Consider the following 26,147-nt stretch of genomic DNA (forward strand, 5'->3'; position numbering starts at 1 on the left):
AAAATAAAATTATGAAAACTATTTTCTTCCTTTTCTTCCCTATTTTAATTTTTGCTCAAGGTAGTAGGTTGCTTAGACAGCCAACTATTCATGAAAATAAAGTTGCTTTTGTTTATGCTAACGACTTGTGGTTATCAAGTACCGATGGTAGTCAAGCTATTAGATTAACTTCACATGAAGGCTATGAAAGTGCTCCTCATTTTTCTCCAGATGGTAAACATATAGCATTCACGGGACAATATGATGGAAATATAGATGTGTATGTGATTCCCACGAATGGAGGTTCACCTGAACGTTTAACCTACCATCCTGAAGGAGATTTTGTACAAGGCTGGTCTCCTGATGGAGAGATTATTTTTAGAAGTGGTAGATCGGGAACTCCTACCAGACTTAATAAGTTTTACACCATAGGAATCAATGATGCATTTCCAAAAGAAATGCCCTTAACACGAGCTAGTTACGGAGAAATATCGCCTAATGGAAAGTATGTTGCTTATACGCCAATTACCAGCTGGGATCCAGAATGGCGCAACTATCGCGGTGGACAAGCCATGCCCATATGGATTGTTAACCTCTCAAATTTTGAATTACAAACAACGCCACAAAAAGATCAAGAAAGGCATTTGGATCCAGTATGGATAGATGATACCGTATACTACCTTTCGGAACGGGATTACACTTCCAATATTTGGTCATTCAATATTCATACAAAAGAAGAAAAACAAATTACCTTTCATAAAAAATTTGATGTAAAAAGTCTTGATGCAGATAAGAATCAAATTATTTATGAACACGCTGGCTTTTTGAAACTTCTCAATCCTATAAATGGTGATACAAAACAAATTGTTATTAATGTAAAGGCCGACATCAATGATTACCGACCGCACTGGAGTGAGATAAAGGACAAAGATTTACAAAATGCTGATATTTCTTCTAATGGTAAACGGGTGCTGTTTGAACATAGAGGTGAGATTTTTACTGTACCTAAAGAAAATGGCTCATGGAGAAATATTTCAAAAAATTCATCTTCTGCAGATAGGAATCCAATTTGGTCTCCAAAAGGAGATAAAATAGCATATTTTAGCGATCGCACAGGTGAATACAAGCTGTACATTACTGATATTTTTGGAGAAGTAGAACAAGAGATTTCAATCCCACAAAGCACTTTCTTTTTTAAGCCTGCTTGGTCTCCTGATGGTAAATACATCGCTTTTACAGATACTCACTACAATCTCTGGATAACTAATTTAGAAACCTCTAAAAGCTATATTGCAGATACTGATACCTATGCTCACCCCAACCGAACGATGAATCCTACCTGGTCACCCGATAGTAAATGGGTGGCTTACTCAAAACAACAGGAAAGTCATTTTAAATCTATTCAAGTACACAACATAGAAAATAAAAATACATTTCAAATAACCCATCCATTGGCTGATTGTATAAGTCCTGTATGGGATAAAAACGGTAAATACGTCTATACACTTGCAAGTACAGATTATGGACTTGAATCAGGTTGGTTAGACATGAGTAATTATGACCCAAAAACTTCACGCAATCTTTATGCTGTTGTTTTAAATAAAACAGATAAAGCTCCTGTGACTATAAGTAGTGATGAAAGTATAGAGAAATCTGCTTCTCAAGAAAAAGATAATGATTCCAATAATGCAAATGAAGCAAAGAATGTAGTCATAAATCAAAATGGAATATTTGAAAGAATGGTGAGTTTAAAATTACCAACAGAACAGTATGTTGAGATGTTTGCCGGACCTGAAAATGAGCTTTTTATTTTACGAAAAAGTGATTGTAAAGTAGGGAAAAATAAAGGTGAATTAATAAAATATAATATTCCTAAAGAGAAATTTGATCTGTTTATTGATGATGTTTCAAAAATTAAAACCTCAATCGATGGTAATCAAATTTTACTCTATTCACAGAATACCTGGAAAAGCACTTCAACAAATTCAAAGACTGTAAAGAATGATGATAAAATAAAAACGAATCTTAAAATGCTTGTAGAACCTCAAAAAGAGTTTCAACAAATATTTAAAGAAGGATGGAGATATATGAGGGATTTTCTTTATGTCGACAATATTCATGGAGCTCCATGGGATGAAATTTATGAGTGGTACTCACCATGGGTAAAACATGCCCAACATAGAACAGACTTAAACTATATCATTGATATAATAAGCGGTGAAGTAGCAATAGGTCACAGCTATGTTTCAGGCGGTGACCTGCCTGATGTTAATCGAGTTCCTACAGGCCTTTTAGGTGCGGATATTACGTTGAAAAAAAATGGTTATCAAATTTCCAAAATTTATTCAACTGGAGCTTACAACCCAAATCTTGTTGCCCCTTTATCAATCCCAGGTTTAAATATTCAAGAAGGAGATTACATCATTGAGGTAAATGGTGTTAAAGTATCACCAGATTCTAACATTTATAAATTATTTGAACAAACAGCTAACCGTGAAATACAAATTACAGTATCAAAGGAAGCAAGTGGTAAGACATCAAGAAAACTAATGATTAAACCTATTCAATCAGAAAGAGGATTACGTTCAGAAAATTGGATTGAAAACAATAGACGCAAAGTCGATGAAATGTCCAATGGTCAATTAGCTTACGTTTACGTGCCTAATACCTCACAAGCTGGATTTGTATCCTTCAACAGATATTACTTCAGTCAACAAGATAAAAAAGGGGTCATTATTGATGAAAGAAATAATGGTGGTGGTAGCGCTGCAGATTATATAATCGATATTTTGAAAAGAAAACCATTCGGTTTTTTTAATAGTAAAGCAGGAGATAGAAAACCTTGGACCACGCCTATGGCAGGAATTTTTGGACCTAAAGTGATGATCATAAATGAAAGAGCTGGATCTGGAGGAGATTTACTACCATATATGTTTAAGAAAGCTCAGTTAGGTCCATTGGTAGGTACAAGGACTTGGGGTGGACTAGTAGGTACATGGGACACTCCTAACTTTATAGATGGAGGAAGAATGGTTGCTCCAAGAGGTGGATTTTACGATTTGCAAGGGAATTGGGCTGTTGAAGGAGTAGGTGTATCGCCGGATATAGAAGTGATACAAGAACCTAAAGAAACTGTAAAAGGCAAAGATCCACAGTTGGAAAAGGCAGTAAAGGAAGCTTTAAAATTATTACCTAAAGAAGAATTTATATTCAAAAAAGATCCTGCCGATCCTGTGAGGTGGAAGAGGCCTGATGGTTATCAAAATGATCAAGATTAAATTAAATAATGTAAAAAAGTCCTGAAATAATTCAGGCTTTTTGATTCTAAAACTTTGTAGAATTAAATATTTACTTTTACTTTGTATTTCAAAGTTCTTTTAAAATGACAAAAGAAAAGTACCTACAAGACATCGCCGAAATTAAAAACATCATGAATCGGTCCACACGATTCATATCGCTTTCAGGATTGAGCGGCATACTAGCAGGCTTTTATGCCATTATCGGTGGAATAATCGGTTTTTTTATTTTACAAAGAGCTCAAATCAATGGCTACACCGATTCATTCGACAGAATGATATCCACACCTTTTAATCAAAATACGAGTGTTCAAATCATTCTTGTAGCAATCGTAGTACTTGTTCTTGCTGTAATAACTGCTTTTTTCCTAACTAAAGCAAAAGCTAAAAAGTATAACCAAAAAATATGGACGAAACAATCTATAAGATTGGTTCTTAATTTTTTAGCTCCATTAAGTATAGGTGGTTTGTTTACTTTAATCATGCTGTACTATGGATTTATAGGATTAGTTGCACCGTGCATGCTTATCTTTTATGGACTAGCCTGCATGAATGCATCTCATTTCACACTAGGGACAGTTAAGTATTTAGGTCTTACTTGCGCTATTTTGGGGTTATTGAACTTAGTGTTCATTGGATATGGTCTCTATTTTTGGGTGGCTGGTTTTGGAATTTGCCATATTTTATATGGAAGTATTATGTATATTAAATACGACAAGCAATAACCAGTGAGTATCATTGACAAGTTAAATAAAGCATTTGATCATAGAATAAGATTAGGAATCATGTCTATTCTAATAGTTAACGATGCTGCAGATTTTAAACAACTTAAAGAAGAGTTAGGAGTTACTGATGGTAATCTAGCTAGTCATACCAAAGCTTTAGAAAAAGAAAAATATATAAGAGTTGAGAAATCTTTTATAGGTAGAAAACCAAATACCAAGTACATTATAAATCAGCACGGTAAAGAAGCCTTTACCTCTCATATTAATGCGTTAGAAAAATTAATTAAAAATGGCTAATTATGAATAAACTATTTTTTTTACCTATTTACTTTGAAATTCAAAGTACTTTAAAAACCATTAGAGAAGTCTTAATTTCGTCTCTATTTAGAATATCTAGTCAGATTTATATCGCGATTAAACCTGCATCACCGTGGGATATATCTGTAAAAGAACTGCTGCAATATCATTATACCACACTGGGATTTCATTTGGGATGCTTTTTACTCAAACATGATTTTACACCACAGCCTAAATGTGAAGATCATGACATCTTCCATCTAATCACAGGATATGATATAGACACTTCTAATGAAATTGCGATGCAATTTTGGTTATTCGGTAACGGCAAGCGCAGTTACTACATACCTATTGCTTTATTAGCTGGTATTCTATTTTATCCAGACTCCTACTCCTTATTTAAGACTGCTTTGAAAAATGGTCGGGAATCATTGCCGGTTTATCACAAAAATTATCGGGATCTATTACACTTTCCGATTTCACAATTAAAACCAGTTAAAACAACTTATAAATTATAGCATCATGAAATCAATTTTATCAATATTAGGTGGTATCGTCTTCGCTTACCTATTTTATTCGCAAGGAATGGGATTAAATACTGTTTTTTACACCGTATTTATATTAATTATTCTGGTACTTCAACAAAAATTTGTTCTCCTTAAAAAACCTGTACTAGTTAGTGCTTGCTTGTGGCTAGGAACTGCCATAGCAGTTAGTTGGCACAGTAATAAACTTAATAATTTTATGTACTGCCTTATGGGGATACAAACCATAGGAGCTGTTGTTTATTACCAATCGAGTATTTACATCAAGTGGATAAATGGAATTTTCAATATACTATTCGGTTCATTACATCGCTTTTTTGAAAAGCCACAAACAACTCAAATTAAGGAGAAATCTAGTACTAGCTTCCTACAATACTTAAAGTACTTTGGCATCCCAACTTTTCTCCTAATAGTATTTCTCTTGCTGTATGCCAACTCAAATCCTGTCATGCAAAATATATTGGATAATATCGATTTTTCATTTCTCAATGGTTTATGGATTTTTACAGCATTTTTAGGCTCTTTACTCACAGCGAACATTTCTATGGGTCAACCTGTTGAGGAGTTAGTCAAATTTGATGAGAATTCTAAAAATGAGCTGCTATTTCCTTCGCATTTAGACCTTTCATTATGCAAAGAGCAAAATAAAATAGGAACTTATTCCTTAATAGCGCTTAACGTTCTATTGATTTTCTTCTTAATTACAGAATTTGTATTTATTACTCAAATAACTTATCAACCTGCTACATCCCTATCTAATGCTGTTCATCAAGGAGTCTATACCAGTATAGCTAGTATTATTTTGGCTCTTATAATCATCGTTTATTTTTTCAGGGGACAGCTTAATTTTTTCAAGAAAAATCAATCACTGCGCAAAATAGCTTATTCATGGTTAGTTTTAAATCTTATCCTAATCGGTAGCGTATGTATTAAAAATTATACCTACATAATTAATTTTGGACTCACTCCTAAAAGATTAGGAGTGATGATCTACTTATTCTTATGTGTTATTGGGATAATTACAGTATACCTTAAAATCAAGCACAAACTTACCTTTACCTATTTACTGCGACGCAATTCCTATATCGCTACTCTACTCTTAGTAATGTATAGTTGGGTAAATTGGGACGCAATAATGACTTCTTACAATATAAAAAACAATCATATTGATACTGAATTGTTCTATGAACTATATCCTGGAAACGCGCTTATTCTTGAGGAAAATCCATCTATCAAAAAACAAATAATAAAGGAAGTGTATTCGCCTAAAATAAGTGAAAAATCAACTAAAAAAGACTGGCAAAGCAAAACCTATCTGGACCTTCAATTAGAAAATCATGACACTTACTAAACTAAAAACTGTTCCCAAATTATGGTTGGTGATTCGAGTAGGATGGTCTTGTCTTGTCTTGGGTACCATAATATTTCTTTGTGGATTGATGTTTCCGCATTATTACATCTATATTTTGGGATACTTATACGTCATTTTTAGCGTAATTATTTCTTTGATAGCATTACTCATTGCTGTCATTACAATTATGATTAATAAAAGAAATTGTCAGTTAGGAATAATTGCTATCTATTGCCTATTAATTAACATACCTATCGCCTACTGGTATGCCCAAATTATCATCAGCTATGCATAAATATTCTAGTAAATTAATTCTAGTTCTTAGTATTTTAAGTCTGATTATGCTCATGGTTCGTATTAAGGTAACAACGAGTATCTATGGTTTGTTTATGGTATGGAATTTATTTCTAGCCATTATTCCTTTACTTATCATAAGGATCACCACAACCTTTCAAAAAAGCACATTTATCCAAATGGTTTTTTGGTTACAGACCAATTCTATTTTTTATAGGATTAATGATGATAAATCACGCTTTCGCGAAAGCGAACTCTACTTTCCTACTCCAAAATCCTCAACGACTTCTACATATACTAAACGAGCTATTGTTGTAGGGTTTTTAATGGTATGGTTATTATTTCTACCCAATGCGCCTTATATGGTTACAGATATGATTCATATTTCTAACTCGCAGGATATGTGGTTACATTATGATATTGTGAATTATGGTTTGTTTGGATGGTGTGGTCTTGTCATATTTTGTAATGGATTGTTTGAGGTTAATGCATTGATTAAAAGAGAATGGGATTGCCATCCTTTACTATTTCCTTTAATCACTATCACTTTAATCGTACTTTGCTCGCTGGGTATTTATTTAGGTAGAGAATTAAGATTTAATAGTTGGGATTTACTTACTTCACCTTATGAATTATTCATCGACATTATCGATACTATAAGTTCGCTTACACATAACATAGCGTTGCTATTCCAATTGGTCGCCTATACGGTACTTCTTAGTATAAGTTTTATCATGTACAGTAACTATGCAAAATAAAATTCACATTATTCTTGCTATTTGTTCATTTGCTATAATGGTAATCATTGAACGCTTTATAAATGATTCTTTTATTCGGCCGTATATGGGCGATGTTATTGTGGCTATTTTTATTTATTGTTTGTTCAAAATTTTCTTTTCATGGTCTGCAAGATCAACAGCTATAATAAGTTTGACATTTTGTTACCTGGTAGAAATACTACAATACATAAACATTATTTCTATTTTAAATTTAGAGAAGTATCACCTAGCTAGAATCATAATAGGCACTAGCTTTTCCTGGTATGATATTTTATGTTATACGACAGGAGTATTGATCATTGTAAGTATTGATTTGAGATATAGTGAAAGTAAGCAACCCTAAAACTCCATATACCATTACTATTTTTTAAAACAACCACTAAATTCAAACAGTAAATGGTGGTTTTACGTATTATTTTATTTTACTACAGACGTCTTACTTTATTATTATCGCTAGATGAAACTTATCTTTGTACTTTAAATTTGATTATGGCATTAAACAAAAACGGAGTATTAGGATGGGCTACTTTAATCATGATCATTATTGGATTAGGGCTCATCGCACTAGGAGCATTTAAGTACAGTGAGGTAGCTGGTTATGGATTTGCAGCAGTAGGAGTGGGATTTTTTGCTATTGCATGGGTTTTCAATGCTTTAAAAGGTCGCGTTTAAATTGAAGCATCGTATCGTATTTCAAGATCAAACTGCTAGAAAGTATGTCGCTTTCACCTCTATAGGAATAATTCTTATAGTTGCTGGTGTGCTTTTACTGTTCACAAGTTTAGAAGAATACGTAGCGTACTTGGGTATAGGAATAGGGATAGCCCTGTTTTTTTATATAAACATGAACTCTTTTCGCAGTACACATTTCATTTCATACAACCGTAAAGGAATAACTTTACAATTACTAGGTAGAAAAACAAACGGTTTTAGCTTTAACCAGTTACAAAAATTATCTCTTGAAGAAAAAGGGCTGCTTATAAAATTAAAAGGTGGTGAGGTTATTACGCTTTCGCGAAAGCGATACCTAGAACAATCTCTACAACAATTATTTACAATTTTAAAGACAAAAACATCATCCCATGAGTGACGATAAACAAGTAATTTTTTCCATGCAAGGTCTTTCCAAGACCTACAGAAGTACTGGTAAACAAGTACTAAAGAATATTCATTTAAGTTTTTTCTACGGTGCCAAAATTGGTATCCTAGGTCTTAATGGTTCTGGTAAATCTACCTTACTTAAAATTATTGCAGGAGTTGAGCAAGATTACCAAGGTAATATTCATTTTCTAGACGGTTACAATGTAGGGTATCTAGAACAAGAACCTCAACTAGACGATGATAAAACAGTTATGGACATTGTAAGAGAAGGAGCTGCAGAAACTGTTGCTGTTCTTGAGGAATACAATTCCATTAACGATCAATTTGGACTACCAGAAGTCTATGAAGACGCCGATAAAATGCAAAAATTAATGGATCGACAGGCTGTGCTTCAAGATAAAATAGATGCACTCAATGCATGGGATCTGGATACCAAACTAGAAATCGCAATGGATGCACTGCGAACGCCACCTGGTGACGCTCAAATTAAAAACCTGTCTGGTGGTGAACGTCGTCGTGTTGCATTATGTAGGTTGCTATTACAAGAGCCAGAAATTTTATTACTGGATGAGCCTACCAACCACCTCGATGCAGAATCTGTTTTGTGGCTAGAACAACACCTAGCACAGTATAAAGGTACCGTCATAGCGGTAACTCACGATAGATATTTCCTTGATAACGTGGCTGGATGGATTCTTGAATTGGATCGTGGTGAAGGTATTCCTTGGAAAGGAAACTATTCTAGCTGGTTAGATCAAAAAAGTGAACGACTTGCCAAAGAAGAAAAGCAAGAGTCCAAGCGTCGTAAAACACTACAGCGAGAACTAGACTGGGTTCGTCAAGGTGCAAAAGGTAGACAAGCTAAACAAAAAGCGCGTTTAAATAACTATGACAAATTGTTGAATGAAGATGTAAAACAAAAGGAAGAACGTCTTGAAATTTATATACCAAATGGACCACGTCTAGGAACTAATGTGATTGAAGCATCACACGTGAGCAAGGCCTTTGGAGATAAGTTATTATATGAAGACCTTAATTTTACTTTACCGCAAAACGGAATTGTGGGAATTATAGGACCTAATGGTGCTGGAAAAACCACCATTTTCAAAATGATAATGGGACAAGAGCAACCTGATAGCGGTACATTTAATGTAGGAGATACGGTAAAACTTGCCTACGTAGATCAAAGTCATAGCGATATAGACCCTGAAAAAAGTATTTGGGAAAACTTTGCCGATGGTCAAGACCAGATAATGATGGGTGGTCGTATGGTAAATTCTAGAGCTTATTTAAGTAGATTTAATTTCTCTGGATCAGAGCAGAATAAAAAAGTTTCAACGCTGTCTGGTGGTGAGCGCAACCGTTTACACCTAGCTATGACCCTAAAAGAAGAAGGTAACGTCCTTTTACTGGATGAGCCTACCAATGATCTAGATGTAAATACATTAAGAGCGCTTGAAGAAGGTCTGGAAAACTTTGCGGGTTGTGCCGTAATTATTTCTCACGATAGATGGTTCCTTGATCGTGTGTGTACACACATAATCGCATTTGAAGGAGACTCACAAGTTTACAGTTTTGAAGGTAGTTTTACCGAATATGAAGAAAACAAGAAAAAACGTTTAGGTGATGTAACTCCTAAACGAATAAAATACAAGAAGTTAACTAGAGATTAGTTAATAATTGAATTCCATAAAAAAATCCGTTTTGCAACTGTGCAAAACGGATTTTTTATTTTGTTTAGATACCTATCATCTAAAGTCGTATTACAGACTTAATGAATCCATAGCTTGATATTTCACTTCATTTACCTGAACACGCTCACTCTTCAATCGATATTTTAACCAATTGTAGATGTTCTCTTTGATTACTTTTTTATTCTCCTCATCTAGCAGTGAATCTTTGAAAGAAATCGTAATCACCTCGGTACTGTCCATTTTTTTTGTTGCGTAATCTCTAGTATGATTCATAGCTAGTCCCATGCTACCTATTTGAGGATATAAATACCCCAATTCATCTAGTAAGATATCTTTATCCTTAAATTTATTACTAACTAATCTCAATTGATTTTCAAGCGCCTCAATGCGAGAATCTTTATCTCGTATAAGTTTAAAATCTTCAATACGTTCCTCTTGAATTTTGGCAAGATCTTCATTCTGTGAATCTATGATTGTACGACTACCTTGAACAAAGGTCACGGTACATTCTTCAAGATCCTCCATTTGGTAGAATTGATCTTCCCATTCTTTAATTTTCTCTTCTGGAACTTCTTTACCAACTACGCTCATTATGAGCTCCTTCTTTTCCTCGTTCCAAATAGGTGTAAAAATAGATCCCTTGTAGTTTAGGGATTCTACAAATTCTAATCTGGCTTGTTTGTTAAGCTGGTCTTGATACAATTGATAAAAAAAGAAAACCGATGGTAACAGAACTATGATCCCAACTGCAGTAGCAATACGTGAAATACGCTTTCTTTTTGCTTGATTAGCATATTTAACCATTGGAAAATTAAGCAACTTACAGACTACAAATGTCGATAATGCTATAAAAACCGCATTGATAGAGAATAAATATATGGCGCCTCCAAAAATACTTATATCCCACATCGCAATTCCGTATCCTGCCGTACACAATGGTGGCATTAAGGCTGTGGCAATTGCAACACCTGCTATAGCATTTGACATAGTACCCTTTTTTGATTTTGCAACAATTAACGCGAGCCCACCAAATATGGCTATAAGCACATCTAGAAAAGTAGGGAATGTCCTATTCTTAAGTTCATCATTAAACTCAACAAAAGGCGAAATTTTAAAATAGATGGTTGCCGTAATAAGAGACAATCCCATCATTACCATGAGATTGATTAAGGAACGACGTAACATTTTTTCATCATTAATCGCTGTACCCAATCCCATTCCTACAATAGGTCCCATAAGTGGTGAGATTAACATGGCTCCAATCACAACTGCGGTAGATCCTACATTTAATCCGATAGAAGCTACCATGATAGAGAAAATCAAAATCCATGCGTTGTGTCCTTGAAAGGAAATATCCTTGCGCACAGATTCAACTGTCTCACTACGATCACTATCTTTCCGTATGTCTAGCAATTCATTTAAAAAAGCCTTTACATTATCCCAAATCCCAGAAATCTTTTGTTGATTTTCCTCGAGTTTGTCACTAGGTTGTGTTGGATTATTTTGCTCCATTATCCTATTTCGTCTCCGTATTTATTAATTGCACTTTGGCGGATTTGTTTAATCTCCTGCTCAGCTGTTTGTGGTATTATCATGAGTACATCATCCTCGTCAACAACTATATAGTTTTCCAGTCCTTGAATGATTACCTTTTTATTAGTATCAGTTTTTATGATGTTGTTACTTGAATTTATAGCGGTTACACTAGAATTAACTATTGCATTATTGTCGCTGTTTTTTTCGAGTTTGTCAAATAATGAACCCCATGTCCCTAAATCATTCCAACTGAAATGTGCTGGAATTACGTTTACGTGATTACTTTTCTCTAGTATCGCATAATCAACTGATATATTTTCAGCTTTTTGATAGTTTTCTTCTAACCAATCGTTTTCATGGGTTGTGTTGTAAACCTCATAACCGTTTTTAAATAATGTGGTTAATGCAGGTTGCGCTTTCGCGAAAGCGGAAACGACACCATCAACGTGCCAGATAAAAATACCGGCATTCCATAAAAAAGTACCTTTTGCCAAAAATTCTTTAGCTGTTTCAAGATTAGGCTTTTCTCTAAACTGCTTTACCTTTTTTACTTGATTAGATGAAGGTTCAAATTCAATATAACCATAACCTGTATTAGGCGATGTAGGAGTGATTCCCAATGTCATTAGGTCATAATAATTTTGTGAGCAGTGATCAAAAGCCGTTTCTAAATTCTCATTAAATAAATGTTCTTCTTCAATATAATGATCACTAGGAGCCACGATCATTGTAGCATCGGGATTCATTTTTTGAATTTTGAGAGCTGCTAGTAAAATACATGGTGCAGTATTACGCATAGCAGGCTCTGCCACGATATGTGTATCCTGCATGAGCGGCAACTGTTTTTTAACCAACTCTACATAGTCTGCATTGGTTAAAACTAAAATATTGTCTACAGGAATAGTAGCACTTAATCTATCATAAGTCATTTGTAACAAAGACTTACCAATTCCCAGCATGTCGTGGAATTGTTTAGGAAATTTTTGTTTGCTTACTGGCCAAAATCGGGATCCTACTCCACCGGCCATAATAACGGCGTACCTGTTCTTACTCATTTGTCTTCATTAAGGTTACTTGAGCATTGGGTTGAAAAACATACATTTTACCTGAATCGAGCTCAAGACATTCATATCTTTTGCGCAGTCTTTTACCTAGCTGGTATAATTTGCCATTACTTGCAACAAACCTACTGCCATACGGTAATTCAAATATATAATTTTTATCGGTCTCGGGATCATAACGACGCAACGCAATACTCATCAATGCATCAGTATCACTGCTAGCTCTGGGGTTTTTAAAATGCTTGACTACCACTGGTAAAAGATCACTTGGATAAATATCGGGCCTTAAAAAAGGTATCATCATTTTTTGAAATGTGTGCTTCCACTCTACTCCATGTGGTTGGATATTTCGTCCATATTTTTGAAAAGCAACTAGATGGGCTAGCTCGTGTACAAGTGTTATTAAAAATCGATACTTATTTAAATTACTATTTATAGTGATATGATGCAATCCACTCGCATCACGACGATAATCTCCATGCCTAGTTTTTCTTTCATGAACAATTTTTAATTGAACCTTAAATTCCTTTAATAAGGCATGTATAGGTGCTACGGTTAATTTAGGTAAGTACTTTTCTAAAAGATCCACTTCATTTACTTTGAAACGTGAAGATAAAAAGACTTATTTTTTTAAATAACCTATTATATAAACATGTATTAACAATTATGTGAATAGTTGTGATTATGTTTGTTTTGTAATAAATAATAGAACATGCGCAGAGAAATAAATGAAAAAGGTTGGAATGATTTAAAAACAAATGATAGTTGGGCAACCTTTAAAATCTTATCTGAATTTGTAATGGGTTATGAGCGTATGAGCCGTATAGGGCCATGTGTTTCTATTTTTGGAAGTGCTCGATTAAAACCTGATAATAAGTACTATAAACTAGCAACTGAAATTGCACAACGTATCGTTGAAAATGGTTATGGTGTAATTACCGGTGGTGGTCCTGGAATAATGGAAGCAGGAAATAAAGGCGCTCATTTATCAGGAGGAACATCTGTTGGTCTTAATATCGACTTGCCGTTTGAACAACATGACAATCCTTATATCGATCATGATAAAAGCCTTGATTTTGATTACTTTTTTGCCCGTAAGGTAATGTTTGTCAAATATTCACAAGGTTTTGTGGTTATGCCAGGTGGATTTGGTACCCTTGATGAATTATTTGAAGCTATTACACTCATTCAAACTCATAAGATTGCAAAATTCCCAATCATTTTAGTTGGTACCGAATTTTGGAGTGGATTATTGGATTGGGTAAAAGAAACCCTTGACAAGAAATTTCATACGATTTCTCCAGAAGATTTGAATTTGATTCATTTAGTCGATACTAGTGAAGAAGCAGTGAGTATTATCAATGACTTCTACGCAAAATACAGCTTGAGTCCTAATTTCTAGTATCTTAGACTAAGCACTTTTGTAATCATCACAAAAATCAACTTAGAAATAGGTGATTTTTGTGATGATTTTTTAATATTTAAACATCATATTTGAAAGTAAACTCTAAAAAAGCACCTTTGAAAACAAGATTTCTTGTATTTCTCACTTTACTATTGTCCATTTATGGCTGGTCGCAGCATCAAACTAACCTTGTGGTTAAGCTTGATGATGATGCTAGGGAATTGACCATTGAACAAGAAATAACTTTCGTTAATACAAGTGATATCTCTTGGGATAAAGTGTATTTATTAGATTGGGCTAATGCCTTCAGTAACTTACAGACTCCTTTAGCTATAAGACTAGCTGAGGATTTTAAAAATCGGTTTGAATTTTCATCTGATGAGGATAAAGGCTTTACAGATATCTCTAGTCTAAATACTGAAAACTATATCGTAAGCAGACCAAAATCTAATCCAGACGTTGTTATTTTAGAATTATTGGAGCCCATCGCACCACAAACATCACGCAGTGTAAACATAACTTACAAAGTAAAAATTCCTCTTGATGATTTTACTGGCTATGGAAAGAGTAGCGATAATGAATATCTACTCAAATATTGGTACCTGCATCCTGCGCCATTTGTAAATGGAGAATGGCAGTTTTATTCTCATAAAGATTTAAATGATTTTTATGGCGCACCTACCCAGATGAGCATTTCAGTTCACGTTCCTTCTCGTCTCAAGGCTATTTCTTCATTAAAAATGATTACCCAAGTTGAGCAGGAAAATCGTAACAGCTATCTATTTGAAGGTTTAACAAGCTCTAGTGCTAGGTTATACTTCCTAGAATCAACCGACGGTTTTAAACGTTATAGCACTAATCAAGTGGATTTAACCACTGATATTGATGATGAAAGTGTTCCCACTGAAATGAAAGTGGTTTTTATAGATAGAATAGCTAGTTTTTTGAATGATCATGTAGGTAAATCTCCGAGTAGGGAACTCTTCATTTCAGATAAATTTTACAAAGAAAATCCTGTATATGGCTTAAGCTCTTTACCTAGTTTTATTAACCCATTTCCAGCAGGTTTTACCTATGAAATAAAAATGCTCAAAGCACTTACTCGTAAATGGGTAGAACAAGGAATAAGTACTCACAATAGAGATGAATACTGGTTAAAACAAGGTATAATAATCCATACCATAATGAAATACCAGGAACAATATTACCCAAATTTAAAAATTGGTGGTAAACTAAGTGATTTTTGGGGAATACGAGGATTCAATGTTTCACAACTAAGGTTTAATGACAGGTATGCCTTTTTATACTTGAATACAAAAAGACTTAATCTAGATCAAGCACCCAATACTCCTGCTGATAGTTTATTGAAATACAATCAACAACTCGCCATTCCTTTTAAAGCTGCAATAGGATTAGCATATCTTAACGACTATCTAGGTAATAATGCCGTTGAAAATTCGATTAAAAAGCTCTATAGTCAATCACCGTCAAATTCACAAAATAGTCGGGATTTTCAAAAATATTTGAATGAACAAACAGATAAAGAAATTGATTGGTTTTTTGATTACTTTATAACTCGTCACGAAAGGCTAGATTGGAAATTAAGGAACATAGAGAAATACAAAGATTCAGTAATTGTAACGATTAAGAATAAGAGCGTTTATCCTATCCCTATTCCTATCTACGCACTCAAAAATGATAGTATTGTTTATAAAGAATGGATTAATGGATTTATAGGTGATACTTCTATTACGCTTTCGCGAAAAGCGATACAAAACAAGAAATTAGGTGCCGCCAATAGAATTGTAGTTAACTATGAGGAAATAATTCCTGAATTTAACCCAAGAGATAACTACAAAACTCTAAAACCATTTCCTGCATTTAATAGGCCCTTGGAATTTAGGCTATTCAAGGACATTGAAGACCCTGAAAAATCTCAAGTTTTCTTGATGCCAGATATTACATTTAATATATACGATGGATTGGCTATAGGTTCTAGATTTTACAATGGTAATTTACTGTCAAAACCTTTTAGATATAGCATTAAACCTGCCTATGGGACAAACTCAGGCAAATTAGTGGGATCGATAGGATTAAGCTATGAGCATCCATTTCAAGATAGAAACAACAGCCTTTTTTCTATGAGATACGGACTAAGTGCCAATCAATTTTCTTATGCTCCAGATTTACTTTATAGACGAGGAAGTGCGTGGTTAAGTTTTAATTACAGACCTAAAGACTTGCGTAGTAATAAAAGACAAAGCCTTAATTTTAGAAACGTATTTGTTCAACGAGATCGCAATGATGAATCTCTTGAAGAAGATCCTGATTATAATGTTTTTGCATTGAGTTTCAATCAATCAGACCGTAACCTTAGAAGATCTTTTAGTTATAGTTTTGGCACCGAGATTAGTGAACGTTTTTCAAAAGCAAGTTTTAGATTAGACTGGCGCAGACTCTATAAAGATAATAGACAACTCAATTTTAGAGTATTCATGGGAACTTTTCTATATAACGATACAAGATCCAATGATGATTTTTTCTCCTTTGCCCTAGATAGACCTACGGATTATCTTTTTGATTATAACTATTATGGTAGGTCTGAAGATGATGGCCTATTCTCGCAACAATTAATTCTTGCCGAAGGTGGTTTCAAAGCTCAATTGGATCCAGCATTTGCAAACCAGTGGATTACCACCTTAAATTCATCGTACAGTATATGGAAATACATATTTGTTTATGGTGATGTAGGAGCTGTTAAAAACAAGGGTACAAGCGCAAGATTTGTGTATGACACTGGGATTAGATTAAACCTATTGCAAGATTATTTTGAGTTGTATTTTCCTGTGTACAACAATAATGGATGGGAGATTGCGCAACCTAATTATGATGAGAAAATAAGGTTCATAGTAACGCTAGATGTTAACACTTTTATAGGGCTATTTACTCGTAGGTGGTACTAATTTTACGCTATTGCAAACGGGCTTTAATCTCCGTATTTTTGCAGTAATATAAAATTCTATGCAAGCAACTGAAAACCCTACTGTTTCTCTAAAAAAAGAAGACTTTAAAAACGAAGTCCTTAAAGATTATAAAATTGCGGTAACTAGTCGCGAATGTAGTCTACTAGGTCGCCGCGAAGTACTTACAGGAAAAGCTAAATTTGGAATCTTTGGTGATGGAAAAGAGCTGCCTCAACTTGCTTGGGCTCGCGCTTTTGAAAATGGTGATTTTAGAAGCGGTTATTATCGAGATCAAACCTTCATGATGGCTATAGGTGAACTTACTATCGAGCAGTTTTTTGCTGGACTGTATGCAAACACCGACATCAAAGAGGAACCAATGAGCGCAGGAAGACAAATGGGTGGTCACTTTGCGACACACAGTCTTGATGAGAAAGGAAATTGGAAAAGATTAATCGATCAAAAAAATAGTAGTAGCGATATTTCTCCTACTGCTGGACAAATGCCTAGATTATTAGGTCTTGCACAAGCTAGTAAAGTATATCGTCACAATGACCTTATTCCTGCAGATAATGGATTTTCAAATAAAGGTAATGAAGTTGCCTGGGGAACGATAGGTAACGCAAGTACAAGTGAAGGCCATTTTTGGGAAACCTTTAATGCTGCCGGAGTCCTGCAAGTACCTATGGTAATCAGCGTGTGGGATGACGATTATGGAATCTCGGTTCATGCACGTCATCAAACTACAAAAGAAAGTATAAGTAAGATTCAGGCAGGTTTTCAAAGAAATGAAGACGGCAAGGGTTATGAAATAATCGTAGTTAAAGGTTGGGATTATGTAGCTCTAGTTGAGGCTTATGAAAAAGCTAGTAAAATTGCTAGAGAAGAGCATGTACCGGTAATGATTCATGTGGATGAACTCACACAGCCACAAGGTCACAGTACTAGTGGCTCTCATGAGCGTTATAAGGATGAAGAAAGACTAGCTTGGGAAGCAGAATATGATTGTAACGCACAATTTAGAAAATGGCTGATTGAAAATGACTTTGCTACAGATGATGAGCTGTCGGCCTTAGAGAAAGACATTAAAAAAGAAGTACGTAACGGTAAAAAAGCAGCGTGGACTGCATTCATCAATCCTATTCTTAAAGAAAGAGATGAAGCGGTACAGCACCTAGAAAAAGTTGCGAACGTAAGTGATAATCAAGTTTTCATTCAACCTTTAATTTCTAAATTAAAAGAAACTAAAGAGCCTATTAGAAAAGAGGTTTTTGAAACTATAAAACAAACCTTACGATATACAATAGGAGAAAATCATGATGAAATTGATCAACTTAAAGCATTTTTGAGTGATTATGAATCGACCATTCAACCTAAATACAGCGATTATCTTTTTAGTAAGTCTGATAAGGCTGTAGTCAACATACAAGCTGTAGATCCAGTCTATAATGAGGACAGCAATGAGGTAGATGCTAGAGTTATCATGAGAGATAATTTTGACGCATTATTTGCTGCCCATCCAGAGGTTATGGTATTTGGTGAAGATGCTGGAGAAATAGGAGACGTTAATCAAGGTCTTGAAGGAATGCAAGAAAAATACGGTGAATTAAGAGTATCAGACACCGGAATTAGAGAAGCTACTATTTTAGGACAAGGAATCGGTCTAGCAATGCGAGGATTACGACCTATTGCCGAAATCCAATACCTAGATTATTTACTTTACTGCTTACAGATCATGAGTGATGATCTAGCTACTGTTCAATATAGAACTGCCGGTAAACAAAAAGCTCCAGTAATTATAAGAACTAGAGGTCATCGCCTAGAAGGAATTTGGCACAGTGGTTCACCAATGGGTGGAATCATTAATCTAGTAAGAGGTATTCATGTTCTAGTACCTAGAAACATGACCAAGGCAGCTGGTTTCTATAACACTCTTATGGCAAGCGATGAGCCTGCCCTTATCGTTGAATGTCTAAACGGATATCGTCTTAAAGAAAAATTACCTGTAAACTTAGGAGAGTTTAGAACTCCTGTAGGAGTTGTTGAAACCATAAAAACAGGTAGTGATATTACCGTTGTTTCTTATGGTTCAACCTTGCGTATTATTGAGGAAGCAGCTGTGGAACTTGAACGAGTAGGAATAGATATTGAAATTATAGATATTCAGTCCTTGTTACCTTTTGACCTTAATCACGATATAGTAAAAAGTGTACAAAACACCAATAGATTATTAGTTATTGATGAAGATGTACCTGGTGGAGCTAGCGCTTTTATCCTTCAAAAAATTGTTGATGAGCAAAACGCTTGGAGATATCTAGATAGCAAACCACAGTGTTTGAGCGCAAGAGCTCACAGACCAGCCTACTCTACAGATGGTGATTATTTCTCAAAACCTAGTAAAGATGATATCTTTGATAAAGTGTATGAAATCATGCACGAGGCTATGCCAGCACGATATCCTAGATAATATATGAGCAACAATACAACATCTTCCCTGTGGCGTCAAAAAGTCCATGAAATCATTTATGAGGCAGATACACCAGCAGGGAAGATTTTTGATGTAGTATTACTTATTCTCATCCTAATGAGCGTAATTCTGGTAGCGCTAGAAAGTGTTCCTGGAATAGGTGAAGAATACGCTAATCAATTTATTATTGCAGAATGGATTATAACCATTTTCTTTACTATTGAATACATACTACGGATCATATCCATCAATAAACCATCTAAGTATATCTTTAGCTTTTATGGAGTTATAGATTTACTCTCTACAATACCCTTATATCTTACCCTATTTATAACAGGCCTCAATGCTCTTATTGCAGTGAGAGCTTTAAGATTACTACGCGTATTTAGAATTTTAAAAGTAACAAGATACATTGGTGAAGCGGATAAATTATCCAAATCCATACGCGCAAGCGGACCAAAAATTGCCGTATTTCTATTTGCCGTGCTAGTTGTTTCTATAATAATGGGAACCCTTATGTATCTTGTAGAAGGTGCAGACAGTGGCTTTGATAGCATCCCAAAAAGTATCTATTGGTGCATTGTCACACTTACCACAGTAGGATTTGGAGATATTGCTCCAGTAACACCGTTAGGGCAATTTATCGCCACAGTGATTATGATAATGGGATATGGAATAATTGCTGTGCCTACAGGTATCGTAAGTGCAGAATATTCGAAAGAAGTAAAAAAAGACAATCCCAATTATCGACATGTAAATACTCAAGTCTGTCAAAATTGTTTAGCAAAAAAACATCAGGATGGTGCTCAATTTTGTCACAAATGCGGTTATGAGCTCCATGACTAAAAAAACACTTCTTACCATAGTTGGACCTACAGCAATTGGAAAGACTGATTTAAGTATCGCTTTCGCGAAAGCGTATCAAACAGCTATCATTTCCTGCGATAGCAGGCAGTGTTACAAGGAAATGAATATAGGGACCGCTGCTCCTACCCTAGAAGAACAAGCAGCTGCGACTCATTATTTTATTCAAGACCGTAGTATTCATAATCCCATGAGTGCAGGAGATTTTGAGAAGGAAGCGTTAACAATTTTAAATCACCTTTTTGAGGAAAACGATGTTGTCATAATGGTAGGTGGAAGCGCTTTATTTGAAAAGGCAGTTACACATGGTCTAGATGACTTTCCTGATGTTCCTGATTCAATACTTGATGAGCTAGAGCTTCAATTAAAAGAAAAAGGTATATCCAGTTTACAACAAGAGTTAATAAAAGTCGATCCAGAATACGCAAATCAAGTAGATATGCATAATTCTAGGAGATTACTTAGAGCTCTTTCTTTGTATAGAGCAAGTGGTAAAACGATGCAGGAATTGAGATCTGGTAATGAACAAGAACGCAATTTTCAAACTATTAAAATCGGACTAGAAGCTCCTCGAGAAACGTTATATGATCGCATTAATCAAAGAGTAGATTTAATGATCGATAATGGATTAATTGAAGAAGCTAAAAGCCTTTTGCCTTTTAAAGAACTTACAGCTTTACAAACCGTAGGATACCAAGAACTGTTTCCTTATTTTGAAAATAAAATAGATCTTGACGAGGCTATTCGTTTAATTAAACGTAACTCTAGAAGATTTGCTAAACGCCAAATGACATGGTACCGCAAGGATAACCAAGTTCACTGGTTTAATTATAGTACTCGCCATACTGAAATTGTACAGCGAGTACATAAACTACTTACAGATCGATTTGATTAATAATCTACTTGATCTTTTATAAGTAAACGGAATCCTTCTCCGTGTATATTTACAATCTCAACATTATCGTCCTTCTTAAGATACTTACGCAGTTTTGCAATATAAACATCCATAGATCTTGAGGTGAAGTAATTATCATCTCTCCAGATTTTTGTTAGAGCTAATTCACGAGGCATAAGATCATTGATATGCAGCGCTAGTAACCTCAGAAGATCGTTTTCTTTTGGTGATAATTTTATAGGTTCATCATCATTATAAGTAAGGAATCTAAGTTTAGAATTTAAATGGAAGTTACCTATTTGAAATTCGAATTCTTTACTATCAGCAATACTATCTTGTCCTTTACGCTGTAGTATAGCTTTAATTTTCATAAGTAAGACTTCGCTATCAAAAGGTTTGTTCAGGTAGTCATCAGCACCTACTTTATAACCTCTTAATACATCTTCCTTCATGGCTTTTGCTGTTAAGAAAATGATAGGTACATCTTCGTTTTTTTCACGTATTTCTTTAGCTAGAGTATACCCATCTTTATAAGGCATCATCACGTCAAGAATACATAAATCGTAATTATCCTTTTTAAATTTTTCGAAACCTTCCATTCCGTTTTTCGCATGAACCACATCAAAGTCGTTCATAGCAAGATAATCTCTAAGAACAGTTCCAAAATTTGGATCATCCTCAACTAATAGTATTTTTTTGTTTTCAGTTTCCATAAGTAGTAATTATTTAGTTAATATTTAGGTTAGTAAAGGCAAGTGAATACTAAATGTACTTCCTACACCTTTAGTGCTTTCTACGTAAATTTCTCCATGACAATCATCTAGTATGCGTTTTGCATAGGCCAGACCTAAACCATGTCCTTTTACGTTATGAATATCTCCGGTATGTTCTCGGTAAAATTTTTGGAAAATTTTTCTTTGAGCAGCCTTGGACATTCCTATACCGTTATCTCTAACTTTGATAACGACTTTATTTTTAATATTTTCTGTAAACACATCAATTATTGGTGCTTCTTCAGAATATTTTATAGCGTTTTCTAAAATGTTGACAAACACATTGAGAGTATGACTTTGATTGACTAAAACCTCAGTCTTTAAGGCTCCAAAATAAGTATTTACAACTCCATTTTTTTCTTCTAAAATCAATTGAATATGAGATATTGCCTCTTCAACAAGTTCATTAACATCTTCTCTGTGTTTTTCTAAATTAAGATCACTTTTCTCCAATTTTGAAATTTGAAGAACATTCTCAACCTGACTGTGCATGCGTTTGTTCTCTTCCCTAATCATACCCAGGTAATTCTTAATTTTTTCTGGATCGCTCGCTATTTTAGGATGTTTAAGACTATCCAGGGCTAGATTTATTGTAGCGATGGGAGTTTTAAACTCATGTGTCATGTTATTAATGAAATCGGTTTTAATTTGAGAAATTTCTTTTTGTTTTTTGGACTGAGTATAAACATGAGCATAAGCCATACCTATTATAGACGTAAAAAGAAATACAAGCAAAGCCATCCAAATAATGGAGGACAAAAGATACTTTTGTCTACCTGGTAAATTAATGGATAACTCATAAGGTTCTACATCCTTTGAATTAGTGGTAAATACGGGATAACTCCAGGTTGCATCCGTTAGAAAATCAAAATTTTCTGAACTTATACGAGTCGCTAGACCATCTTGGTATATGGCAAATTCAAAGTCTGTGTCTATCTGTCTTTTTTTAAGTTCCTTCTTTAACAACTCTCTTACTTCATCAACTGAAGTTCTTTGAGTAAGTGGTAAGTAACTATTAAACTCAGACACCATATTACCAATTAAACGCTTTTCATATTCCTCCATTTTTGAAAGTTGTTCATAAGAATTGCGCTGGCTAGCTTTTAAACCATCAATAGTTTTAGCTTGTTGAGAAACTTTAGATTGTTTATTAAATAATTTGGTAAAGGTTACACTATCTAGATCTATGTCTAATAGCTTTGGATTGAGTTTGTAATTTTCTGTGAGTAAACTATTGGAGTAGGTTGTTATTTCCTCTAATTCTTCATTACGTTGAATTAAAATTAATTCACGCACTGTTCTAGAGTCCGGATTACCACCTAGACTATCCTTTAAACTTTGAAATAAATCGTAATAGCGTTCAACCTCCTTTTCTTCTAATTGAGATGCCGCTTCTGCTAATGTTTGCTTAATTGCAAATGAAAACTGTTGCTCTTTCTCATACAGCCCATTCACAATCCAATATATCTGTATAACTAGGATACCACCTAACGCGATACCCATTACTATCAGATTAAAGAAAACTCCCTTAATATTATTCACGAAACAAAATTAATGAGTATTAATTCTGTTAAAAAGCTTTTAACCTAGTATTAACTTTAATTTTTACTGAGTATAATTCAATTATTTAACAAAAAATCGTTTAAATAACATACAAAACGTTTCGTTTGTTCAATATCTTTATTTGGAAGTACAAATTCTGCTTTATTTAATTTTTTTAATTCAGTCCACTGATTCTCCATTCTAGCGAACACTTCCTCTTCAGTAACCTTATCTCTCGCCATGACCCTTTGCACTCTTACCGATCTTGGTGCAGTAATTAAAACAACAGAATCGCAAATGGAATCTCCACCACTTTCGTATAAAATAGCGGCTTCATACATTCCATAAACAGCATCTTGAGCGGCTACCCAATCATTAAATTTTAATCTAACTGCAGGATGTATAATTTTGTTAAGCTCTTTCAATAACTCTTTATCATTGAAAACTTTTGAAGCAATAAACTTTCTATTAGGTTGTTCAACACCATCAATCTTGACGTAAGCGTCGTCTCCTAGTAACAATTTTACTTTATTAATTACAGTATTATCTTTAGCCAAAATTAGTTTAGCTTCATCATCTGCGATAAATAATGGTACACCGAATGATTTAAACATGTTAACCACCGTGGTTTTTCCACTTCCGATTCCTCCTGTAATACCTATTACTCTCATTTTTTTGATACTATCATTACAGTGTTTGGAATAGTTCTCAACCCTTGTAGTTCTTTAATGTTAGAAGAAACTGAAGGTATAAGCATCAATGAATCTGATAATATTTTTGGAAGCTCTAAGGTTATTGATAAATCCTTACGATTAACCACAGTATTCAATGGTTTGTTTCCTTTTACTTGTAAACTATCAACAGTAAGGTAATAATTATTTGGAATCGAAATATCCTTTAAGCTTTTGGTGGTAGTAAATTCCGTATAGGGTTGAGCTATAAAGGTAATGGTTAATTCATTAGGAGCAACTTTAGCTGCTGTGAAATATTTATTTAAATCTACTTGAACTGTTGTTGTATCACGATCTAACGTGATAGATTCTTTATCCAACACCAAGTTCTTAAAATCTGCTAATTCACCTTCTGCACCAGAAATAAGAACACTATCAATAGAAAATATAGGCTCTTTAACTAGTCTATAGGCATCTTTAAAATCAATGATTAAGTTTTTATCGATAGGTACTTTTTTACTAAGTTTCCTATAAACATCAACAGTAACTGGTTTGTTACTCAAAGAAACCAAACTTAAACCATCAGTCATTTGATTAATTGCAATAAATGCATCGTTAGGAATAAAATGTGGATTAGAATCAGTCCTCACCCATTCTTTAAAATTTAAATTTACTTGATAATTAAACAGCTTCCTATAAATAATACTATAACCCGAACCTCGTACTACAGCAGGAACAGTAATAGTATTATTTTGATTTTCAAATTCGTATTCGATTGGTAAATTATCCCAATTAATTTCAATATCTACAGTATCTTGATAAGTACTTCCATATTTTAAAATGAACCAAACTATCGCACTTCCTAATATGAATATGAGAAGGACCCCATAATTATTTTTACTTGCCTTAATCATTTAAAGAATAGTTTTGGAAAGGCCTCTTTCTCATGTTTGTTTAGAATTTTAATAGCTATGAAAGAAGTAAGGAAACCGATACCGTATCCATAGAACTGTACCATTGTTGCATACACAGCTTTGAATCCTACACTTATATTATTCTTAATCGTAGCATCAATAAAAATAAGAAAAAAGTAAGCGGTATAGACTAATAACAATTCAACATAACCTAGCAGTGAAAAAGCAATACTAAACATAGCTCCCAATATAAAAAGAGAGGGAAACCAAAAGGTAACTTTTGATGTTTGTGGATGCCATTTATTTAAAATTACCCTAACCTTTCCAAATTTTTCAACTTGCTTTTTAAATAAAGTCCACGATATTCTTCTTTCATGATAAACATATGCCTTTTTAATAAGCTTAGTTTCATATCCAGATTGCCATAACCGTATACTTAGATCAGGATCTTCACCAGGATGAATCGTACCAAAACCACCAGTATCCTCAAAAGCCTTTTTACTCAATCCCATATTAAAGCTTCTCGGTTGAAATTTACCTAGTTGTTCACCACCACCTCTTATTCCTCCTGTAGTAAGGAAAGATGTCATTGAATAGTTGATCGCTTTTTGTAAATCGGTAAAACTCTCGTGTGCTGCATCTGGACCTCCGTAACAATGTACAAAATCGTTTTTTAAAAATTCATCAACTTCATTCAAGTAATTTTCTGGTATCAAACAATCACTATCCAGAATTATAAAATAATCACCTTGCGCTCTACTCATACCATAATTACGAGAATCACCAGGCCCAGAGTTCGGTTTAAAATAGTATGAAATATTTACGCTTTCGCGAAAGCGAGAACATACTATATCAGACTTTGAAGTAGACCCATCTTCTATAATCACAACCTCAAAAGATCTGTCGAAATTTAATTTTTCCAGACTCTTCAACAATTTTTCAAGCTCGTCTGGCCGATTGTAAACGGGAATTATAAATGAATAATCTATGCTTTT

At 34.2% G+C, this 26,147-nt stretch carries 23 protein-coding genes; 15 read left to right on the forward strand and 8 right to left on the reverse strand.

The window, feature by feature from the left end; translation table 11 throughout:
* Positions 1-11 precede the first annotated feature (11 nt).
* From HCN53_RS04795 to ettA, 10 genes are all read left to right on the forward strand, one after another.
* Positions 12-3,257: a S41 family peptidase gene (locus HCN53_RS04795; RefSeq protein ID WP_167342195.1), complete on the forward strand. Its 3,246-nt coding sequence runs from the start codon at positions 12-14 to the stop codon at positions 3,255-3,257.
* A gap of 104 nt (positions 3,258-3,361) precedes the next feature.
* Positions 3,362-4,000 (forward strand): hypothetical protein, encoded by a 639-nt coding sequence (locus tag HCN53_RS04800; protein ID WP_105019248.1) that lies wholly within the window; start codon positions 3,362-3,364, stop codon positions 3,998-4,000.
* Between the two features lie 3 nt (positions 4,001-4,003).
* The gene (locus HCN53_RS04805) at positions 4,004-4,297 is read left to right on the forward strand and encodes a winged helix-turn-helix domain-containing protein (protein WP_167342196.1); all 294 of its coding nucleotides are present in this window, start codon (positions 4,004-4,006) and stop codon (positions 4,295-4,297) included.
* Positions 4,298-4,299: 2 nt separating this feature from the next.
* Entirely contained in the window at positions 4,300-4,815 is a 516-nt protein-coding gene (locus tag HCN53_RS04810) for a hypothetical protein (protein WP_167342197.1), read from the forward strand.
* A 4-nt stretch (positions 4,816-4,819) separates the two neighbouring features.
* Positions 4,820-6,193 carry a DUF4153 domain-containing protein gene (locus tag HCN53_RS04815; RefSeq protein ID WP_105019250.1) on the forward strand — a complete coding sequence of 458 codons (1,374 nt, stop codon included), beginning with the start codon at positions 4,820-4,822 and terminating at the stop codon, positions 6,191-6,193.
* A 266-nt stretch (positions 6,194-6,459) separates the two neighbouring features.
* Positions 6,460-7,245 (forward strand): DUF1361 domain-containing protein, encoded by a 786-nt coding sequence (locus tag HCN53_RS04820; RefSeq protein WP_167342198.1) that lies wholly within the window; start codon positions 6,460-6,462, stop codon positions 7,243-7,245.
* Between the two features lie 85 nt (positions 7,246-7,330).
* Positions 7,331-7,609, forward strand: coding sequence for a DUF2809 domain-containing protein (locus HCN53_RS13170; protein ID WP_167342199.1), 279 nt, complete (start codon positions 7,331-7,333; stop codon positions 7,607-7,609).
* Between the two features lie 146 nt (positions 7,610-7,755).
* Complete coding sequence (locus HCN53_RS04830; protein ID WP_042280350.1) at positions 7,756-7,938, forward strand: CAL67264 family membrane protein; 183 nt, start codon at positions 7,756-7,758, stop codon at positions 7,936-7,938.
* Position 7,939: 1 nt separating this feature from the next.
* Positions 7,940-8,356 (forward strand): hypothetical protein, encoded by a 417-nt coding sequence (locus HCN53_RS04835; protein ID WP_167342200.1) that lies wholly within the window; start codon positions 7,940-7,942, stop codon positions 8,354-8,356.
* Positions 8,349-10,040, forward strand: coding sequence for an energy-dependent translational throttle protein EttA (gene ettA / locus HCN53_RS04840; protein ID WP_105019254.1), 1,692 nt, complete (start codon positions 8,349-8,351; stop codon positions 10,038-10,040). The genes HCN53_RS04835 and ettA overlap by 8 nt, the downstream gene beginning before the upstream one ends.
* Before the next feature lie 90 nt (positions 10,041-10,130).
* On the opposite strand, the gene HCN53_RS04845 is transcribed toward ettA, so the two are convergent.
* Genes HCN53_RS04845 through HCN53_RS04855 form a run of 3 tightly spaced genes read right to left on the reverse strand, consistent with a single transcriptional unit; the run spans position 10,131 to position 13,247 of the window.
* The gene (locus HCN53_RS04845; protein ID WP_167342201.1) at positions 10,131-11,573 is read right to left on the reverse strand and encodes a DUF389 domain-containing protein; all 1,443 of its coding nucleotides are present in this window, start codon (positions 11,571-11,573) and stop codon (positions 10,131-10,133) included.
* On the reverse strand, positions 11,573-12,652 hold the full coding sequence (locus HCN53_RS04850; protein WP_167342202.1) for a mannose-1-phosphate guanylyltransferase: 1,080 nt from the start codon (positions 12,650-12,652) through the stop codon (positions 11,573-11,575). The genes HCN53_RS04845 and HCN53_RS04850 overlap by 1 nt, the downstream gene beginning before the upstream one ends.
* On the reverse strand, positions 12,645-13,247 hold the full coding sequence (locus HCN53_RS04855; protein WP_042280358.1) for a SprT-like domain-containing protein: 603 nt from the start codon (positions 13,245-13,247) through the stop codon (positions 12,645-12,647). Before HCN53_RS04855 ends, HCN53_RS04850 begins: the two co-directional genes overlap by 8 nt.
* Before the next feature lie 123 nt (positions 13,248-13,370).
* Here HCN53_RS04855 and HCN53_RS04860 point away from each other — a divergent pair, with 123 nt between their 5' ends.
* The 5 genes from HCN53_RS04860 to miaA all read left to right on the forward strand — a co-directional run bounded on the left by HCN53_RS04860 (position 13,371) and on the right by miaA (position 21,252).
* A complete protein-coding gene (locus HCN53_RS04860; protein ID WP_042280361.1) occupies positions 13,371-14,060 on the forward strand; it encodes a TIGR00730 family Rossman fold protein in 690 nt (229 codons plus the stop codon).
* Positions 14,061-14,179: 119 nt separating this feature from the next.
* Positions 14,180-17,026 (forward strand): M1 family metallopeptidase, encoded by a 2,847-nt coding sequence (locus tag HCN53_RS04865; protein WP_167342203.1) that lies wholly within the window; start codon positions 14,180-14,182, stop codon positions 17,024-17,026.
* Between the two features lie 58 nt (positions 17,027-17,084).
* Positions 17,085-19,493 (forward strand): thiamine pyrophosphate-dependent enzyme, encoded by a 2,409-nt coding sequence (locus HCN53_RS04870; protein ID WP_060524605.1) that lies wholly within the window; start codon positions 17,085-17,087, stop codon positions 19,491-19,493.
* A 3-nt stretch (positions 19,494-19,496) separates the two neighbouring features.
* Positions 19,497-20,339, forward strand: coding sequence for an ion transporter (locus HCN53_RS04875; protein WP_105019257.1), 843 nt, complete (start codon positions 19,497-19,499; stop codon positions 20,337-20,339).
* A complete protein-coding gene (gene miaA / locus HCN53_RS04880) occupies positions 20,323-21,252 on the forward strand; it encodes a tRNA (adenosine(37)-N6)-dimethylallyltransferase MiaA (protein ID WP_317168802.1) in 930 nt (309 codons plus the stop codon). Before HCN53_RS04875 ends, miaA begins: the two co-directional genes overlap by 17 nt.
* Here miaA and HCN53_RS04885 read toward each other — a convergent pair.
* The 5 genes from HCN53_RS04885 to HCN53_RS04905 all read right to left on the reverse strand — a co-directional run bounded on the left by HCN53_RS04885 (position 21,249) and on the right by HCN53_RS04905 (position 26,141).
* Positions 21,249-21,965: a response regulator transcription factor gene (locus tag HCN53_RS04885; RefSeq protein WP_042280367.1), complete on the reverse strand. Its 717-nt coding sequence runs from the start codon at positions 21,963-21,965 to the stop codon at positions 21,249-21,251. The two genes, miaA and HCN53_RS04885, sit on opposite strands and share 4 nt — an antisense overlap.
* A 24-nt stretch (positions 21,966-21,989) precedes the next feature.
* Entirely contained in the window at positions 21,990-23,567 is a 1,578-nt protein-coding gene (locus HCN53_RS04890) for a sensor histidine kinase (RefSeq protein ID WP_235784024.1), read from the reverse strand.
* A gap of 77 nt (positions 23,568-23,644) precedes the next feature.
* Positions 23,645-24,238, reverse strand: a complete 594-nt coding sequence (coaE, locus tag HCN53_RS04895) for a dephospho-CoA kinase (RefSeq protein WP_167342204.1) — start codon at positions 24,236-24,238, stop codon at positions 23,645-23,647.
* Complete coding sequence (locus tag HCN53_RS04900; RefSeq protein WP_167342205.1) at positions 24,235-25,152, reverse strand: hypothetical protein; 918 nt, start codon at positions 25,150-25,152, stop codon at positions 24,235-24,237. The genes coaE and HCN53_RS04900 overlap by 4 nt, the downstream gene beginning before the upstream one ends.
* A complete protein-coding gene (locus HCN53_RS04905) occupies positions 25,149-26,141 on the reverse strand; it encodes a glycosyltransferase (protein WP_167343253.1) in 993 nt (330 codons plus the stop codon). The genes HCN53_RS04900 and HCN53_RS04905 overlap by 4 nt, the downstream gene beginning before the upstream one ends.
* Positions 26,142-26,147 lie beyond the last annotated feature (6 nt).

This window comes from Nonlabens sp. SY33080, assembly GCF_011784885.1.
GTDB lineage: Bacteria > Bacteroidota > Bacteroidia > Flavobacteriales > Flavobacteriaceae > Nonlabens > Nonlabens tegetincola.